At 61.3% G+C, this 16,610-nt stretch carries 17 protein-coding genes; 4 read left to right on the forward strand and 13 right to left on the reverse strand.

Going from position 1 to position 16,610, the window contains the following annotated elements:
* Positions 1-150 precede the first annotated feature (150 nt).
* From IAI51_RS10905 to cpaB, 8 genes are read right to left on the reverse strand one after another with little or no spacing between them, the layout of a single operon-like run.
* On the reverse strand, positions 151-423 hold the full coding sequence (locus tag IAI51_RS10905; RefSeq protein WP_187678492.1) for a DUF3613 domain-containing protein: 273 nt from the start codon (positions 421-423) through the stop codon (positions 151-153).
* An 11-nt stretch (positions 424-434) separates the two neighbouring features.
* Positions 435-1,124, reverse strand: coding sequence for a tetratricopeptide repeat protein (locus IAI51_RS10910; protein WP_187678493.1), 690 nt, complete (start codon positions 1,122-1,124; stop codon positions 435-437).
* Positions 1,125-1,134: 10 nt separating this feature from the next.
* On the reverse strand, positions 1,135-2,025 hold the full coding sequence (locus tag IAI51_RS10915; RefSeq protein ID WP_187678494.1) for a type II secretion system F family protein: 891 nt from the start codon (positions 2,023-2,025) through the stop codon (positions 1,135-1,137).
* Positions 2,022-2,906: a type II secretion system F family protein gene (locus IAI51_RS10920; protein WP_187678495.1), complete on the reverse strand. Its 885-nt coding sequence runs from the start codon at positions 2,904-2,906 to the stop codon at positions 2,022-2,024. The genes IAI51_RS10915 and IAI51_RS10920 overlap by 4 nt, the downstream gene beginning before the upstream one ends.
* Positions 2,907-2,916: 10 nt before the next feature.
* Positions 2,917-4,188, reverse strand: coding sequence for a CpaF family protein (locus IAI51_RS10925; RefSeq protein ID WP_187678496.1), 1,272 nt, complete (start codon positions 4,186-4,188; stop codon positions 2,917-2,919).
* Entirely contained in the window at positions 4,185-5,375 is a 1,191-nt protein-coding gene (locus IAI51_RS10930) for a pilus assembly protein (RefSeq protein ID WP_187678497.1), read from the reverse strand. The genes IAI51_RS10925 and IAI51_RS10930 overlap by 4 nt, the downstream gene beginning before the upstream one ends.
* Positions 5,372-6,643 (reverse strand): type II and III secretion system protein family protein, encoded by a 1,272-nt coding sequence (locus tag IAI51_RS10935; RefSeq protein WP_187678498.1) that lies wholly within the window; start codon positions 6,641-6,643, stop codon positions 5,372-5,374. The genes IAI51_RS10930 and IAI51_RS10935 overlap by 4 nt, the downstream gene beginning before the upstream one ends.
* A gap of 21 nt (positions 6,644-6,664) precedes the next feature.
* Positions 6,665-7,612 (reverse strand): Flp pilus assembly protein CpaB, encoded by a 948-nt coding sequence (cpaB, locus tag IAI51_RS10940; protein WP_187678499.1) that lies wholly within the window; start codon positions 7,610-7,612, stop codon positions 6,665-6,667.
* 338 nt (positions 7,613-7,950) lie between these two features.
* On the opposite strand from cpaB, the gene IAI51_RS10945 reads away from it, so the two are divergent.
* Together IAI51_RS10945 and IAI51_RS10950 are read left to right on the forward strand one after the other, a co-directional pair.
* On the forward strand, positions 7,951-8,154 hold the full coding sequence (locus tag IAI51_RS10945) for a Flp family type IVb pilin (RefSeq protein ID WP_187678500.1): 204 nt from the start codon (positions 7,951-7,953) through the stop codon (positions 8,152-8,154).
* Positions 8,155-8,213: 59 nt separating this feature from the next.
* Positions 8,214-8,621, forward strand: a complete 408-nt coding sequence (locus IAI51_RS10950) for a response regulator (protein WP_187678501.1) — start codon at positions 8,214-8,216, stop codon at positions 8,619-8,621.
* A gap of 38 nt (positions 8,622-8,659) precedes the next feature.
* Here the strand turns inward: IAI51_RS10950 and IAI51_RS10955 are convergent, their stop codons facing one another.
* A complete protein-coding gene (locus tag IAI51_RS10955; protein ID WP_187678502.1) occupies positions 8,660-9,439 on the reverse strand; it encodes a response regulator in 780 nt (259 codons plus the stop codon).
* 124 nt (positions 9,440-9,563) lie between these two features.
* Positions 9,564-10,034, reverse strand: coding sequence for a prepilin peptidase (locus tag IAI51_RS10960; protein WP_187678503.1), 471 nt, complete (start codon positions 10,032-10,034; stop codon positions 9,564-9,566).
* Positions 10,035-10,109: 75 nt separating this feature from the next.
* Here IAI51_RS10960 and IAI51_RS10965 point away from each other — a divergent pair, with 75 nt between their 5' ends.
* Together IAI51_RS10965 and IAI51_RS10970 are read left to right on the forward strand one after the other, a co-directional pair.
* On the forward strand, positions 10,110-10,550 hold the full coding sequence (locus IAI51_RS10965; RefSeq protein ID WP_187678504.1) for a TadE/TadG family type IV pilus assembly protein: 441 nt from the start codon (positions 10,110-10,112) through the stop codon (positions 10,548-10,550).
* On the forward strand, positions 10,547-13,282 hold the full coding sequence (locus IAI51_RS10970; RefSeq protein ID WP_187678505.1) for a PAS domain-containing protein: 2,736 nt from the start codon (positions 10,547-10,549) through the stop codon (positions 13,280-13,282). The genes IAI51_RS10965 and IAI51_RS10970 overlap by 4 nt, the downstream gene beginning before the upstream one ends.
* Here the strand turns inward: IAI51_RS10970 and IAI51_RS10975 are convergent.
* The 3 genes from IAI51_RS10975 to IAI51_RS10985 all read right to left on the reverse strand — a co-directional run bounded on the left by IAI51_RS10975 (position 13,279) and on the right by IAI51_RS10985 (position 16,610).
* Positions 13,279-15,267, reverse strand: coding sequence for a TadG family pilus assembly protein (locus IAI51_RS10975; RefSeq protein ID WP_187678506.1), 1,989 nt, complete (start codon positions 15,265-15,267; stop codon positions 13,279-13,281). The two genes, IAI51_RS10970 and IAI51_RS10975, sit on opposite strands and share 4 nt — an antisense overlap.
* A gap of 116 nt (positions 15,268-15,383) precedes the next feature.
* Positions 15,384-15,941 (reverse strand): DUF4136 domain-containing protein, encoded by a 558-nt coding sequence (locus IAI51_RS10980; RefSeq protein ID WP_187678507.1) that lies wholly within the window; start codon positions 15,939-15,941, stop codon positions 15,384-15,386.
* Positions 15,942-15,995: 54 nt separating this feature from the next.
* Positions 15,996-16,610, reverse strand: coding sequence for a DUF4136 domain-containing protein (locus IAI51_RS10985; RefSeq protein WP_187678508.1), 615 nt, complete (start codon positions 16,608-16,610; stop codon positions 15,996-15,998).

Raw genomic sequence — 16,610 nt, forward strand, 5'->3', positions numbered from 1 at the left:
GGCTGCGATCTTTTGATCTTGACCTTCAAAAATCAAAGTCAAAAGATCGCAGCCTGCGGCAGCTCCTACAAAGGTATGCGCGATTTTCAAGCCCATGTAGAACCTGTGGGAGCGAGCCTGCTCGCGATGAACGATAACGCGGTGAACCTGCTAGCCCCCCGAACCGCTATCGACCTCGCCACCCTGATCCTGATCAAAAAACTGCGGTATCTGATGCTCGTAGCTTTTCAGCCAGCGCTGCATCGCCAATTCCCGTTCAGTCGGCGTCACCGTCTGTACTTTCGGCGAGGCCACTTTGTTGCGGCTTTGCAGTTGCAGCCAGCCCTCGGTTTCCTGTTGCTGGGCCGAGGCCGGGCCGGCGTCGATGGCATGACCGGTGAGCGGCAGAGCCAACAGAGCAAGACAAAAAATCGCGGTTTTCATCGCGGCTCTCCTTACTTGAGCATCGCTGTGACGGCGGCAGTGGCAGGGCTCGGGACTTTGAGTTTTTCCGCGCGACTTTGAGCTTCGCTGAATTGCGTGGGGCTCAACCCGAAGCGGCTGACCAGTTCGGCGGCGCGGTTCCAATCGTCCTGATACAGCAACAGCGTGACCAGATTCAGCGCGGCCAATTTGTCGCTTTGCTTGAGCTCCATGGCAGTGAGGAATTCAAAACGCGCGTCTTCGATGCGCAATTGATTGAGGTAAACCACGCCCAGATCGTTGCGGATTTTTTCGTCGGTGGGCGCCAATCGTGCGGCGCGTTGCAGGTGCGCCTGTGCCTGACCGTAATCGGATCTGGCCGCCGCGAGCTGGCCCAGACCATGTTCGGCCTCGGCGGCCAGGCAGGTGCCGAGCAGGCTGCGATACAACGGTTCGGCCTCGCTGCGACCGAGCAAACGGTAAACCTTGGCCTTGCGCAACCGCACATCGGCGAGGTTGTCCGGCAGGCTTTGCAGGTTGGCCAGGCTGGCGTGGAGCTTGCCGTCTTTGGCCATGTCATCGGCCAGGTTCAACGACAGTTGCTGATCTGAACTGAGCTTGCCGCAACTGGCGCTGTTGGTCAGCGCTTCCCAGGGGTTCTGCCCGGTGCTGGCACAGCCACCGAGCAACAACAGACATGCACCGGCAATCATTGCTTTCATCACCACTCCTTCAAGCCCCCAAGGCCTTGGCCAGGGCGGTAAAGCCCGGGCCGGCGAGGACGATCAATAACGCCGGGAAGAGAAACAGCATCATCACGACGGACATTTTTGCGGACATCTTCGAGATGTATTCCTGCAGGCGCGTGAGGCGCCGGTCATCAAGCAGTTGCTTGAGCGAGAGCAGCGACTTCATCGCCCCGCCGCCCTGATGCAGCAACTGCTGAAGAATCACGCAGGTGTCGGTGAACTCGTCCACCGCCAGCAATTGCGTGGCTTTGTTCAGTTCCTCTCCCAGCTCAAGACCGGAGTCGACCCGCGCCAGCACCAGACGCAATTCCTGAGTCAGCACTGGCAGCAATGCCTGACTTTCGTGGCTCAACACGCGCAGCGCCTGCTCCACGGCCATGCCGGATTCGAAGAGGATGCGCAGCAGTGGCAGGAAGGTGCCGATCTCGGTCGACAGTTGTTTTTGCCGCCGCGCCACCGCCATCACCAGCAACCGTTTGGGCAACAAGTAGCCGACACCGAGGGCGAACAACGGCGCGATCCATTGTTTTTCTACGGTCGGAAAGAACACCGATTGCAGCAACACCGTCAGCGCCAGCAGTAACAACGGCGTACCGATCTGGCAGGCGGCGAACAGCGAGCGCTGACGAGCGCTGCGCCAGCCGAGACGGTTGAGTAACGTCTGGGTTTCGTTGTCGAGCTTGACGCTGCGCTGGCCGACCTGGCTCTCGCCGAGCACGTGCAACAGGTTGCCGAAACGGTTTTCGCGGATCAGGTCACCGTCCAGTCGCCGACTGATCTGCCGCGCGCGGCGGCGTTGCTCCAGCAGGCTGGCGATCAGTAACAGGGCGGCGCCGAGCAACAACACGGCGCTGATCATCAGGGGTGTGGTCATAGGCTGCGCAACATCCGCCAGAGCAACAGACTGCCAATCACCTGCATGCCGAACGCCGTGGCCAGCATTCGCTGTCCGGACGGGTCGTGCCACATGGCGACCAGATAAATCGGATTGGCCATCAGGAAATACCCGGCCATGGCAATCGGCAGCAAGCCCAGCACCCACGCGGTAAGGCGGGTTTCGCCAGTCATGGCGCGCAACTGGCGCGAGGCCTGATCGCGCTCGCGGATCATCTTGATCAGGTTTTCCAGCAGTTCACTGGCGTTGCCGCCATAGCGGTGATTGACCTTGAGGCCGAGGGCGAACAGGCGAAATTCGTCCTTCTCGTAGAGCTCGGCCATGTCTGACATCGCGTCCGGCAAACTCACGCCCAACTGGACGTTGCGCTGCACACGGCCCATGGCGTTTTTCAGTGGATCTTCGCTGGCCTCGATGCCGCCGAGCACCGCATCGGCCAAGGTGCGACCGGATTTCAGACTGCGCACAGTGTGGTCGAGCAGTTGCGGCAATTGTTCGATCATCCGCCGCAAGCGCCGTTGATAGCGCCAACTGACATACAGGCGCAGCATCACTGGCGGCAACACCAGCAAAACCAGCAAACCGACCCACCCGGCCAAGGCAAAACCGATCAGGATCGCAAAGGCCCAGAGCAGCAGCCAGATACCGATGCGCTCGGTCGGACGGCCCAGTCCTGCCCGCAAAAAGGCCCGCTCAAGACTGGCCCAACGGGGCGAATCCACCGTCAGTTGCGGCTGGCCCTGATTCAGTCGATCCAGTACCCGTTCGGCGCCACTCTGGCGCCAGCCGTTGTAGAACAGGCGCAGCGACAAACCGAGCAGGCCCAGGCAAATTACGATTAGCAGCAGCGGTTTGAGCATGCCGTGGCCCTCAGTGCGCCAGCGTCGGTTCGCGGCGCAACTTGTCGCCGGCCGGGTTCACTGCTTCGCGCAGGAAACCGAAACCTGTGCGGCGGTCGAGGCGGAACAAGGTGTTGGTGACGTAAACGTCATCACGCACGCCAACCACTTCCACCACTTCGCTGACGCAGCGGCGGCCATCGGGCATGCGGGTCAGTTGAATCACCACATCCAGTGCCGCGCAGATCATCTGGCGCAGGGTGCGTTCGGCGATGGTGCGCCCGGTCAGGCCGACCAGGGTTTCCAGGCGCAACAAGGCGTCCTGGGCGTTGTTGGCGTGTACGGTGCTCATCGAACCGTCGTGACCGGTGTTCATGGCGGTCAGCACGTCGACCACTTCGACGCCGCGGATTTCGCCAAGGATGATCCGGTCAGGGCGCATGCGCAGGGCGTTGCGGATCAGATCGCTGGCCTTGACCTCACCGTGGCCCTCGGCATTCGGCGGACGGGTTTCCAGGCGCACGACGTGCGGGTGGCCGAGTTGCAATTCGGCAACGTCTTCGATGGTGACGAGGCGTTCGTGGGGGTTGATCAACTGGCTGAGGATGTTCAGCAGCGTGGTCTTGCCGGTACCGGTACCGCCGCTGACAAGAATGTTGCAGCGCTTGCCGACCGCCTCTTTTATGAAGTCGTAGATCGCCTGATCGATGGTTTGCATGGCCATCAGGTCGGTGCTTTTAAGCATGTCCTTGCGAAACTTACGGATCGACAGGCACGGCCCATCAAGAGCAATCGGCGGGATGATCGCGTTGACCCGACTGCCATCGGGCAGGCGCGCATCGACCATCGGCGAGGACTCGTCGAGACGTCGACCCAGCGGTGCAAGAATGCGCTGCATGACCCGCTCGACGTGGTGGGCATCGATGAAGCGCAAGTCGCTCAGGTGCAATACGCCGTCGCGTTCGATAAACACCCGGTGCGGGCCGTTGACCAGAATCTCGGTCACCGCTGTGTCGCGCAGCAGCACTTCCAGCGGGCCGAAACCGGTCAGTTCATCGACGATCTCTTCGGCCAGACGCTCCATTTCATAACGGGAAATCGCCAGGTGCAGGCGTGCGATGTATTCGGCGACCTTGTCGATGACGAATTGCGAAAGCACCTGCCGCGAACCCTCCAGCAGGTTTTTCCCGGACTCTTCGATGGCATCGATGATGTAGCGGTGCAGCACCAGTTTCAGGCCGTCGTGATCGGTGTTGCCGGTGGCGTGGCGCTGAGGGCCGCCGAACAATTGCTCGCCGTTCATGAGGTGCCTCGCAAGCGGTCGAACCAGGTGACCTTCGGTTTGGCCAGACTTTCCGAGCGTTTCGCCAAGCGTTCGCCAAGGGTGCGCAGACTTTGGCTGAGGGCTTCACGCGGGGCCAGTTCGAACAGGGTCACGCCCTGATTCTTGGCGTTGAGTCGAACTTCCGGGCTGTAGGCGAGTACGGCAATCACCTCCAGGCCGAAGGTCTTGCCGAGGGTGTCGGAATCGGGCGCAACGTTGCGTAGATAGCGATCCACCAGCAGGCGACCGTGATCGAGTTTCATGCCCTTCTCGCGCCACAGATTGAGCACGGCGAGATTGCGCCGACAGTCGAGCACGTTCTGATCGGTGTACCACAGGAGTTTGTCGCAGTGACTGACGAAGGTGCGCAGCGCTTCGCTGTCGGGTTGTCCGGTGAGATTGACCACGATGTGCTGGAAGTGTTGGCGCAGGGCGCTGAGCAACATGTACAACTCGGCGGCGCTGGTGCGTTCCAGTGGCTCGTCGGAACCGGCGTAGGCGAGGATGCGCAGCCCTGCTTCGGCGCTGGTGAAGGCGCTGTCGATGAGGGTCGCGTCGAGGCGCCGCAGGTGGCGCAACGCATCGCCGAAATGAAACGAGCTCTCCAGCCCCAACAGCGCCAGACTGTCACCGCGCGGCAGGCCCAGATCGAGCAACAGGGTTTGCTGCCCGCTCTTCTGCACCACCAGCGCCATGTGGTTGGCGAGTAGCGCGCCGTCGGCGTCGCTCTGTACCCCGTAGAGCACGGTCAAACCGCCGAGTTGGGTGTTTGGTGTGACCGCCGGCAGGCGTTTACTCAGGCGTCGCACCAGCCCGGCGACTTCGCTGGAGCGCGAACCGTAGGCGACAAAATCCCGTGCCCCGGCGCGCATTGCATTCAGCACAAGTTGATTGTCCATACCGTCACCGAGGGCGACGATGGCGAGCATGGGTTTGGCTTCCAGCACGCCTTCGATCAGTGCGCTCTGGGCCACCAGATGCTCGCGGTCGAGACCGACGAAAACCAGGCTGGCAAAGGTCACGTCTACCAGCGCCAACAGCTCGTCAAGACTGCCGCCGCCAGCGCTGACCACTTGCCCCAGCGGCGCCAGCGACCCTTGCAGCCACTCAAGATCAGTGTCGTTGCGGGTGATGGCGAGGAAGGTCTGACTCAGGTTCTGGCTCATTGCGATAATCCGCTGCGTTTATCGAAGTTGCCGTTTTCGAGGAAGTACAGGCGATACCAGTTCGGGTCGTAGTTGCGCAGTTTTTCGCCGGGCAGCGACGGCAGCGGCGCATTGGCGGCCAGCGGCTGGACCAGGTGCGGCGTAACGATCATCAGCAACTCGCGCTCTTCACGGTTGATCGAGGAGTTGCGAAAGAACGCGCCGATGACCGGTATGTCGCCCAGCCCGGGAAATTTGTTCACCTGAGAAGCGTTCTGCGTGCTGATCAAACCGCTGATCACGAAACTCTCGCCATCGGCCAGGGAGATGCTGGTGTCGGTGCGGCGGATGGTGAACGCCGGCACCGTGGTGCCGCCGATGGTGACGCCGTTGTTGTAGTCGAGCTCGCTGACTTCCGGGGCGACCTTGAGGGCGATGCGATCACGGCTGACCACGGTCGGGGTCAGTGTCAGGCGGATACCGAATTCCTTGTATTCGATGGAGTAGCTGTTGCTGTTGGCGCTCGGCACCGGGATCGGGATTTCGCCGCCGGCGAGAAAACTTGCGCTCTGCCCGCTCAACGCCACCAGGCTCGGCCGCGCCAGGGTGTAGGCAAAACCGCTGCCCTCCAGCGCATTGACGATGCCGAGGAATTTACTGCTGCCGCCGCCCCAGACGATGTTGAACATGTCGTTGGCCAACGGGATGCCGGGCACTGCGATACGCGGGTCGATGTTGGCCAACGGCACAACGCCGGGGGTGACGCCGGTGTTAGGCACGGTACCCGGTGCGCCGAACAGAAAGTTGTTCGAGCCTTTGCCGTAAATCGACGTGCCCGCCTCCTTGAGTTTGGTACGACTGACTTCGACGAAGCGGATATCGGTCTGTACTTGCGACGGCAAGTTCGGGTCTCCGGAGGCCGGCAGCGAGACCGTGGTCATGGCCGCACTGGCCTTGCCCTGCACGAACACCATGCTTTGGCGCGGGGCGCTGGCACAGGCGCTCCAGATCATCAGCGTGGTGGCGCCGGGGCCGACACCCGTGAGCAACACCGCGTTATCGCCGGTCACCCGCACGTCGGCGATTTTCGGATCGCCCACTGCCACCCGGGTGATCGCGACCGGCGATTGCAACGCCTGTTGCAAACCTTCGCCGACCTCCAGCACCGAAGGCAACGGGCCGAGCGCGGCGCAATTGCCGGCGGCGGCGACGGCACTGCCGATCGAGGCAACACTCAGCAGCGAGGCCCGGAACAAGCCGTTGAACAGGGGCGTGAAGCATGTGCGCATGTAAAGGCGTCCTTGCTCGATTCAGGGAGTGGGTTGTGCGGTTTCAGCACCGCGGATAACTTCCACGGTCGGTTTGCGCGCCGCCGGTTGACCGGCCACGGCCATGGGTTTGGGTGGAGCGGTGAGGGACAATTGACTGAACTCGACCAGCTCGCGCCGAGGCGTGTCGAGTTGAGTGGCGACATCGTTTTCGCCGGCCCAATATTTCGCCAGTTGCTGTTCATCGGCACTGCGCACCGCGAGGCGCAACACCCCGGCGCTGGACGCCAGCATCAAGCGGCTGACCAGTGGTTCCGGCACTGCCAGCACCACACTGCGGGCGGCCATTCGCTGTTGTTCCTGTTTGAGTCGCTCGTCATCACTGCGCGCCGGGCCGGCGGATTGGCCGTCGTTGGTCAGGCCCATCTGGCTGCCGACGCCGAGTACGCGCACAGCCGTCACCACTCGTTGCGCCGAGGCATGCGGATGGTTTTCGTCCTTGCGCAAGAACAGCAACACATCGACGTAATCGCCGGGGGCCAATTGCCCGCCGGCGTTGATCACTTCATCCACCGCCACCGCCAGTGCCCGCTCACCGGGGCGGATCATCCGCGCCAAAGGGCTGCCCGGCTGGAAGCTTTCATCACTGAGCCAACTGCCGGCGCTCAAGGGCCGCCACGGTGTGCGGCCGATGACCTGATCGACATTGCCCAGGCTGCCGGCCGGCGCGGTGCGCAGTTTTTCCACGGCCACGTCGGCGGCGGTGATTTTCACGAAGGGCGGGATGTCGCGCAGCAACACAACGACGGGCTGACGCGTTGGATCTTCAACAGGTTCAGTGCTGGCGACAGGCGTTGCGGCTGGCGCCACGGCGGGAGCCGCAACCGGTTCGGCCACCGGCGGCCGGCTCAAGGTGAGCCCCCAATACCCGGCAATGATGGCGCCTACCAGAAACAACCCGGCCAGACCCAGAGTGACGCGACTGTTCATGACGGCTCTCCCTTTCCCGCTGCGTTTTGTCTCTCATGCAATGACCCGTGACTTCCAACGAGATAACTTCGCAATCAGGCAGCTATGAACAAGCAACTATTTCGCTATTTGACGGTAGCGCAGCCAGAACAAAACGCCATTACGAACAGCAAAAAATCCAACGAAAGTAGCGGCTTGAAGCGCCAAATGTCGTTTTCTGCCGTTAAACGGCTCACTACTACTTAGGTATTAATCTGTTCTTACAGTTGTAGGCTCGGGATTTGCCAACAATGCTGATGCTGGCACAGGGAGATCATGTTGCGAACGCGCAACACCTGGCGTGCTCAAGGAGAATTCTCATGTCGTATTCCCGCGTAGTTCAAAAGATCAAATCCACGACCGCGTTTGTCAAAGGTCTGGCAAAAGACACCGACGGCGCGTCCGCCATCGAGTACGCATTGGTCGTCGGTCTGGTCGCGCTGGTGATTGCCGCATTCGGTACAGGCATCGGCACTCGGGTCACCGCGATCCTCACCCAGATCCAGACCGCGCTCGGTGGATAACTTGTCAATGCGGCCATTGAGTTCTAACGTCAGCACTCAGTCCATTGCAGGTGTTGCCCATGAACTCCTCACATACTCCGCGCCAGCAGTTGCTCCTCGTCGACGATGAAGAGGACGCACTGCTGGAGCTTGCGGAGTTGCTGGAGGGCGAAGGGTTCATCTGTCATACGGCAACGTCGGTGAAACTCGCCCTGCATCACCTGACCCGCCATCCCGATATCGCCCTGGTGATTACCGATCTGCGCATGCCGGAAGAAAGCGGCATCTCGCTGATCAAGCGCCTGCGTGAACACACCTCGCGCCAGCATCTTCCGGTGATCGTCACTTCGGGGCATGCAGACATGGAAGACGTCAGCGATATGCTGCGCCTGCAGGTGCTGGACCTGTTCCGTAAACCGATCTATCACGTGCGCTTGCTGGAAACCCTGGACAACCTGTTTCCCAAGTCCAAGACCAACATCGGTTGAGGGGTTTGACCCCGCTCAATGGGCGGGGTCATCAGCAATCAGTGCGCAGTCACCCGTTGACGCAGTCCTGAATTGCTCGGCGACAACGCAAGGGCTAACTGGGTGCGGTTATGCATGTGCGTCAGGCGCAAGACCTGCGAGACATACAGCTTGACGGTGTTCTCGGTGATCCCCAGTTCACAGGCAATCTGATAGTTGGTCTGGCCCTTGCCCACCAACCGGGCAACGTCCAGCTGACGCGGCGACAACTGATTGAAAATCGTCGGTATCTCCACCGCCCCTTCAGCATCACCCGCCCCCTCGTCACTCACAGGCGCAGGGCCGCGGCGGACTTTGTCGAGGTCCTGGTAAAGATCGTCGATCGACTCGGAGAGGAATTGCAGCTTCTGATTCAGGTTGCCCAGTTGCAGGGTTTTCTGCCGTTCCTGCAACGCCACTTCCTGGCGCTGCAAACCCTGGAGCAGTTCGTTCAGATCAATAGGTTTCTGGTAGTAGTCGGCAATCCCGGCGCGCAAAGCTTTGATCACGTCCTGCTTGTCGGCACGCCCGGTGAGCATGATGGCTTCGAAGGCCCGATGCTTGCCGGACAACAGTTGCAGCTCCTGCACAAGCTCAATGCCGTCCATGTCCGGCATATGCAGGTCACACAGCACCAGACCGATGGCGGTGTCTTCGATAAATTGCTCGATCGCCTGCTTGCTCGATACGCAAGGCACACAACGGTAGCCGCTGCTCTCAATGAATTCGCAGAGTTCTTCGACAATCAGCGGCTGATCATCGACCACCAGAACTTTTACCGCAGACGTAAGCTTGTCCACTTGCCACTCCATGCCCAGGCCAAAGGCTGACCGTTCCTGTACTTACAGCGCGAGGCTGTACAACGTTGATTTGAAAGTAGACGCACTTTCCGACTATGTACATAGCAGTAGTGACAGGTGGCGACTAGCGGATCCAAAGCAACGCCAGGATTGTCCCAACCAGCACGAACGGTGCAAATGGCAGATTTTTTGACTTTTCAGGGGCCATATATCGAAGACGTTCTCTAAGCCCTTGACTCATATGCAGCCAGAGTTTTGGCACCAGCAATAACCAGATTGCACTGGTCAGCGCTGCGCCGATAAACGCGCCAAGCAGGTGTGCACCGTCCGTCGCCAGTGCCAAGGCTGTCATTAGTTTCACATCACCGGCGCCAAAATGTTTCAACACGTAACCAGGAAGGGATATCGCCAGGGCCAGCAGGACAGCCCAGCCCGCCTGCGTGGCTTCAGCGCCGAGCCAGGTAGTGCCGGTGATCAGCAAATACCCCAACGCCAACCCGCCAACGCCCAGGGTCAGCCCGTTGCCGATATGCCGTTGGCGGGCATCCTGTGCCGCGCAAAGGGTCAGCCAAATCAGTAGAACAAAGCTGTGCATGCGGTAAAAAACGTCCGTTTTGGCCGATTGATTCTATGCTGAGATTACGTAGTGATTGTCAGGGTAGACGCACTCATGAAAACCGCCCTCCCCCGCAAGCAAAAAGGTGCCGTGGCCATCGAGTTCGCCTTGGTGTTCGTCACCTTCTTCGCCGTGTTTTATGGTTTGGTCAGCTACAGCCTGCCGCTGTTGTTGATGCAGTCGTTCAATGAGTCGACGGCCGAAGCCGTGCGCCGCAGCGTGGCGCTTGACCCGGCCACGGCCAATTACTCCACGGCGGTCACCGCCACGGCCCGAACCGAACTGGGCCGGCAATTGGCCTGGCTGCCCGGGGCACTGAACTTCAACACCGCCACGGACAGCAACATTACCTATGTCGGTGGCGTGCTAACGGTGACCATCAACTATCCCACCAGCAAATTGAATCAGGCGCTGCCGTTTCTGGTGCTGCCGGGCATCGGTACGGTGCCGCGCCTGCCTGCGACTTTGCGCGCCTCGTCGAGCCTGCAATTTTGAGTTCCGGTGACAAGCTGTTCGGCCGCCTGCTCAATCGACACCCCGAAACGGTCCAGCCAATGGACAGTCCTCTGGTGCCGAGCGCCGGCCTGCAGCTCTATCTGGATGGCGAAGGCCGGGTCAATCATATGAGCGGGCCGTTGCGGCATGTGCTGGCGCAGCGGATATCCACCAGCCATCCCGCACCTCTGCTGGAGTATGTGTTGCCCCACAGCAGCCTCGCACTAGAGGGACAGCCTGCGGACTGGCAAGGACAATTGCTCGACCTGGATTTTTTCAGCCTGAGCGGCCCGCCGCTGCACCTGCGCGGTTGGGTGCAGGCGCAGGGTGACGGCTGGATTTTGCAATTGTTGGACATCGGTGATCTGCTCAGCGAACGACGTCAGGCGCACAGCCGCGAGCAATGCCAGTGGCTGGCCACGCAGATTCGCGATCAATTGCGCCTGGGCAGCCTCGCACGCCTGCCCGAGGTGCTGGGCGAACAGTTGCAGCGCTTGAGCCAGCACTTGCACATCCCCTGCCTGGCAGTGGCGTTGCTGGATGAGCAAGGTCAGGGCTGGCAGATTCATCAGCATTACGCGGCGCTGAACGCGCCGCAGGTGTGGCGTGATCAACAGCAACTGGGCACGGGCCTCGACAGCCTGAACGGCGCATTGCCGCAACGTTTACTGGCTGGCGAGCAGCCACGCCTGAGCGCGCTGCTCGGCCCGAATGAGGGTTTCGCCGTGCCTTACCGCGATGCCCAGGGCGTGGCCGCGTGGTTGCTGTGCGCCGGCTATAACGCGCAGCAGCAGGCACCCGATCTCGGCGATCACGACTGGCTGTTGCTGGCCGCTGCCGTGGCCGCGCCCCTGCTGGAGCGCCTGCGCGAGCATCACCATCATCTGCAATTGGAACGTCTGGAAAGTCTGCAAGCGCTGCTCGGCAGTGGATGGTGGGAAATGAGCAGCGACAGCACCGCAGTGCAACTGGCCCCGACTCTGGCTGACAGCTTGGGTTTGACGACTGCGCGGTTGCCGATTCAGGACTGGTTCAACCAGGTGCACCCTGCCGACCGTGATGAGCTGCGCAGTCGTCTGCGAGCTTTGCAGGATGAAGGCGCACCGCTGGAGTTGAACGCGCGCTGGCAACGCAGCGATCAATCGTTGCCGCTGTGGTTTCGCTTGCAAGGCCGGTCTTTGGGCATCGGCGCCGAGCGGCGGCTGGTGGGGTTCATGCTCGACATCAGCGACATCGAGAATCAGCAGCAACAGGCGGCCGCTGCCCATGCGCGACTGGACAATCTGATCGCCAGCTCACCCGCGGTGATCTACGTGCAACGCTACGTCGAAGGGGCGCTGCAACCGACGTTTTTCAGCGCCAGTCTGCAACCGTTGCTGGGCTGGAATCTGGCCGATTGTGACGGCGGCCGACTGGTGGAACACGTCCACCCCGAAGACCGCCCTCGCTATTTCGAACGCACGCGGCAGTTGCTGCGCGAAGGCTCGGTGAGCGCGCGTTATCGGGTGCTCGACCGCCAAGGCCATGCACACTGGTTGCTCGACGAAGCCAAATTGCTGCGCGACGATCTCGGCCTGCCGGTGGAAGCTGTCGGGCTGTGGCTGGACGTCACCGAAGCGACCCTCGCCGCCGAGCAGGTCAAGGCCAGTGAAGAGCGCTACCGGATGCTGGTGGAAGATTCGCCGGCGATGATTTGCCGCTATCGTCCGGACTTGACCCTGACCTTCGGCAACCGGCCCTTGGCAACTTATCTGGAGTGCGCGCCGGAGCAATTGCCCGGCGTGAACCTGGGCAGCTGGATGTCCGACGAACAGCGCCAGGCGTTCGTCCAGCGCTTGGCGCAACTGACCCCGGAACTGCCGGTGAGCACCGCCGAAATCAATCTGCGCCTGCCCGGTCGCGAACATGCATGGTGGGTCTGGTCGGATCGCGGGGTGTTCGATGAGCACGGGCAACTGATCGAGGTGCAGGCGGTGGGCCGTGACAACACCGAGGTACGCCGCTCGCAACAACAGCTGACCCAAAGCGCGAAAATGGCCACCCTCGGCGAAATGGCCACCGGCCTGGCTCACGAGATCAATCAGCCGCTGAATGTGATGCGCATGGCCATCGTCAATGTGCTCAAGCGCTTGAGCAACGGCGATGTGCAGATCGACTACCTGACCGACAAGCTCAATCGCATCGACGCGCAAGTCCAACGGGCGGCGCGAGTGGTGGATCACATGCGCGTGTTCGGCCGACGTTCGGAAATCGAACAGCATCCGTTCAACCCCCTCGATGCAATCGAAGGCACGTTGTCGCTGTTGTCTGAGGGGCTGCGTGGCAAAGGCGTCGAGCTGCGCATCAAAGAGGCCGGTTTTGCGGTTCAGGTGCGCGGTTACGTCGATCAGCTTGAGCAGGTGCTGATCAACCTGATGGTCAATGCCCGCGATGCCTTGCTCGGCAAGCGCGAGGCCGATCGCGACTTCCAGCCGTGGATCGCCCTGTACGCCGAGTGCGACGAGCATGTGGTGCGGCTATGGGTCGAAGACAACGGTGGCGGCATTGATCCGCGACTGCTGGAGCGGATTTTCGAGCCGTTCTTCACCACCAAACCGGTCGGTGTCGGCACCGGTCTGGGCTTGTCAGTGAGTTACGGCATCGTCGAAAACATGGGGGGACGCCTGAGCGTGCGCAATGGCGACGAGGGCGCGCGATTCTGTATCGAGTTACCGATTGCGCTGACCGACTAGATCACCAGGATCGGTTGCCCCGGTGGTCGACAGCTGAGGTTGGCGCCGACGTCGACCTTGTTCAGGGTGATGCCGAGGTTGGCGAGCAAACCGTCAAGAATCGGGTCGAGCACTGGGCTGAGCAAGTTACCGATGACCACGCCCAGCGTGCTGTTGACGCCGGCCAGCACGTCGGCGGTAGTAGTGAGCAAGCCACCCAGCAGGCTCGAACCGGTGGGTTTGTAAGCCTGAACCTGAACCCCGCTCAAGGTGCCTTTGAGGCTATTGACGACCCCTTGCGTGCCGAAGCTGTAGTTCTGCGGCGTTTGCTTGATTTCCGGTGGCTGGTTGTAGGTGTGGATGCTCTGCATACTGGCCACCGAGGTATCCACCATCACCCCGAGGCCACCGCCGTAGAACGGTTTGCGCGAGTTGGGATCGCAAGTTGGCTGGCCCAGGCCCAGCAGTGGAATGGTGCAGGTAATAACGCCGACATCAATCAACGCCAGCGGCTGCACGGTGACATCCCCCGAGGATGAAAACGCGTTGGTGGCGTCGATCTTCCCGACCTTGAGTTTGACCACCGAGGAGTTGGTCTGGGTGGTCAGGGTCTTGGTCGCATCGCTTGTGCAGCTATAATCGGTGACATGGCTGTCGGCGGCGGCGGCCTCCAGCAAAATGTCGATGGTCGAGGTGGGCAGAATCTTCAGATCGGTGCGCTGGCAGGTGCCACCCAAGGCACAGAACACCGAGTTCAATGCCCCGGCAATGTTCAGGCTCAGCACATTGTTCAAGGTATCGGTCAGCCCGCCCACCAGCGGCGTACTGACAATGGCATTGGCAAGCCCGGCCACGCCAGACAGCACCGGCAGATTCAGCGAGATCAGCGTGCGCACCTGCGCGGTTTTCACGTAGATCCGGTTGGCGCCCATGGGATCAGCCTTGGCCAGCAGCGGATTGCCCACGGCCGACAATTGCGGCGGCTGGATGACTTTGGTTTTGACCGAGCCATTGACCAGTCCCGGAATGCTCAACGGCACGCTCGCTACCAGCGCGTTTTGACTGTTAGCCACTTGCACGACGGCTTCGATCAACTGGAACACTTGCAGATTGGCATTGAGCGCCGCCGACGTGGCCCCGGTCTGCAATTGCAGCAATTGCCCGAGCGCCACCGAAGTGCTGCCAACCGCCCCCTTCAGCCCGAGCAGACCGTTGACCGCCACGCTGGTGGTGGTACCGCCCTTGGTCAGTACGGTGATGGCGGTATCGATCAGTTGGGTGATCTGGATGTTCTTGCTCAGCAATTGGGTGTAGTTGCCCGCGTCCACATTAACGTCGACCGCCAGTTGATTGAGGTAACTGAGCAGATTGATATGGGTCTCGACCAGCCCCTGCCAGCCAGCGACGCTGAGGTTGAGGCTGCCGCCGAGCATCTGCCCGATCAACGAATTCAAAGCAGCCGACTTACTGGCATCGATGGTCAGCGCCGTGGTGCCGATGGTCAATTGGGCTTGCGGCGGCAGAATAGCCGAGGCACCAACCGCCGTGGCCGAGAGCCGCGTGGTCGGGGACACGCTGCCCGGCGAAAACAAGGCGTAGAGCGCGGCGGCCACACTGGTGGGCACAACATGGGTGGCGACCACACTGATGGCTTCTTTTTTCGAGGCGTCGGCGGCGAAGGCTCGCAGGTTGTTTGCACCGGTTTGCACGGTGCCGCACGTTACGGTCAGGGTCCTGCCCTGCGCCACGGTAAAACTGTTGCGTGCTGCACTGGTCGTGGCGTAGCCGTTTGCGCTGGCGCCTGTCAGGCAATCGCCACCGCGCGAGATCGCCTCCAGCGCGGCCACATCGACCACGCGCTGCAAGCTGCGTTGCTCCATGTACAAACGACCGCTGTCGACCACCAGCACCATGCACACCAAGGCCAGGCCGAGGGTCAGCGCCGCCACCAAACCGATCGCCCCGCGCTGGCGGGCCGGGCCATTGAATTGCGAACGAGGTGACATCGCGCACTCCTTTGCCGGCGCACTGCCGAGCGCTACCTCCGTGGGTGGTTTTGAGTGTAGACGGGGCTGGTGGCAACGCGCCATTTCGTGCGCCACAAAACAACAAGGGGTGGATGCTAGCGCGGTGGGTAGTTGGTGAGGATACGCGCCACCGTCTCGCGAATGGCATTGCTGCGATCCGTCGGGTTCGGCGTGCTGCTGAGCATCTGCTCATCGCTGCCGCGCCACACCAGTTTGCCGTCCTTGCCATCGAGCAGGTCGATCTGGATTGTCGCCACCTTGTAGGTAATGTTGCGCGTCTCGTTGTACATCGGCGCGCCCCAGTAACCATTCCACGGGCCACCCCAACCGCCGCCGTAGTTGGTCGTCACTTGTTGCTGACGATCCTCGACGATCAGGTAGGTCTGCACGCTCAAGTCACCTTTGGCGCCGGCAGGCGCCGGGCGCAAACCGCGCTGGTCCAGTTGATCGGTGACGGCCTGACGGATGCGTTGCTCGGTCAGGTCGCTTTTGATCCGTGGATCATCGGGACGGTATTGCAGGGCGGGGTCTTTCCAGCTCCAGTTGCGATAGCCGGCAAAGTCGCGGCTGGCGTCGAAGTCGTGATTGACCCGGTTGGCGGCACACCCGCTGAGCAGCGCAACCATGGCTAATAAAGCAAGACGGCGGTACATGGTTTTTCTCCGGTTGAAGACATGAACCTGCTAGAGCTTCTCGATTAACCGAAGCTAGCTCGGAGGATACGCCGACATGGCCTTTTCCACAGCCTCGCGAATCGCATCGGTGCGATCGATCTGGCTGCCCTTGTTGGCGGTTTCGGCGCTCGCACTCCACACCGGTTGGCCGGTGCCGGCGTCGAACAGGTCGACTCGCACCACCACAACCTGTTCCTGATAGGTGCGCACGACCGGCACGCTGTTGTACATGCCGTAACCGCGACCATAACGATCATAGCCACTGTATCCGCCGTAGCCGTATCCGTAATCGTCCTGGACCTGACGCAAGCGGGTTTCCAGACGCAGATTGGCGGTGACGAACAGGTCAGCCGGGCGATTGTCATGCAGCGGACGCAAGCCGCGTTGATCCAGCGCGTTGCTCACCGCTTCAGCCACTTGCGCCGAATCCGCCCAAGCGGTGCCTGGCGGCAGTTGGCCGTTGAGCCAGGCCCAACTGCGGTAGCGCCCGTAATCACGCGGCGGCGCCGGATACGCGCTGCGGTCAAAGGTGTTGGCGGCTTGCGCTGGCGCCGGCGGCAAGGGCCGCGATTGCGCCACGTAGGGGTTGCTGCCCTGGCAGGCGGCTAACCCCAGACAGATCAGCAGTAACCCCGATTGTGCTTTCAT

The organism is Pseudomonas sp. N40(2020), from assembly GCF_014472415.1.
In the GTDB taxonomy this organism is placed as follows: Bacteria; Pseudomonadota; Gammaproteobacteria; order Pseudomonadales; family Pseudomonadaceae; genus Aquipseudomonas.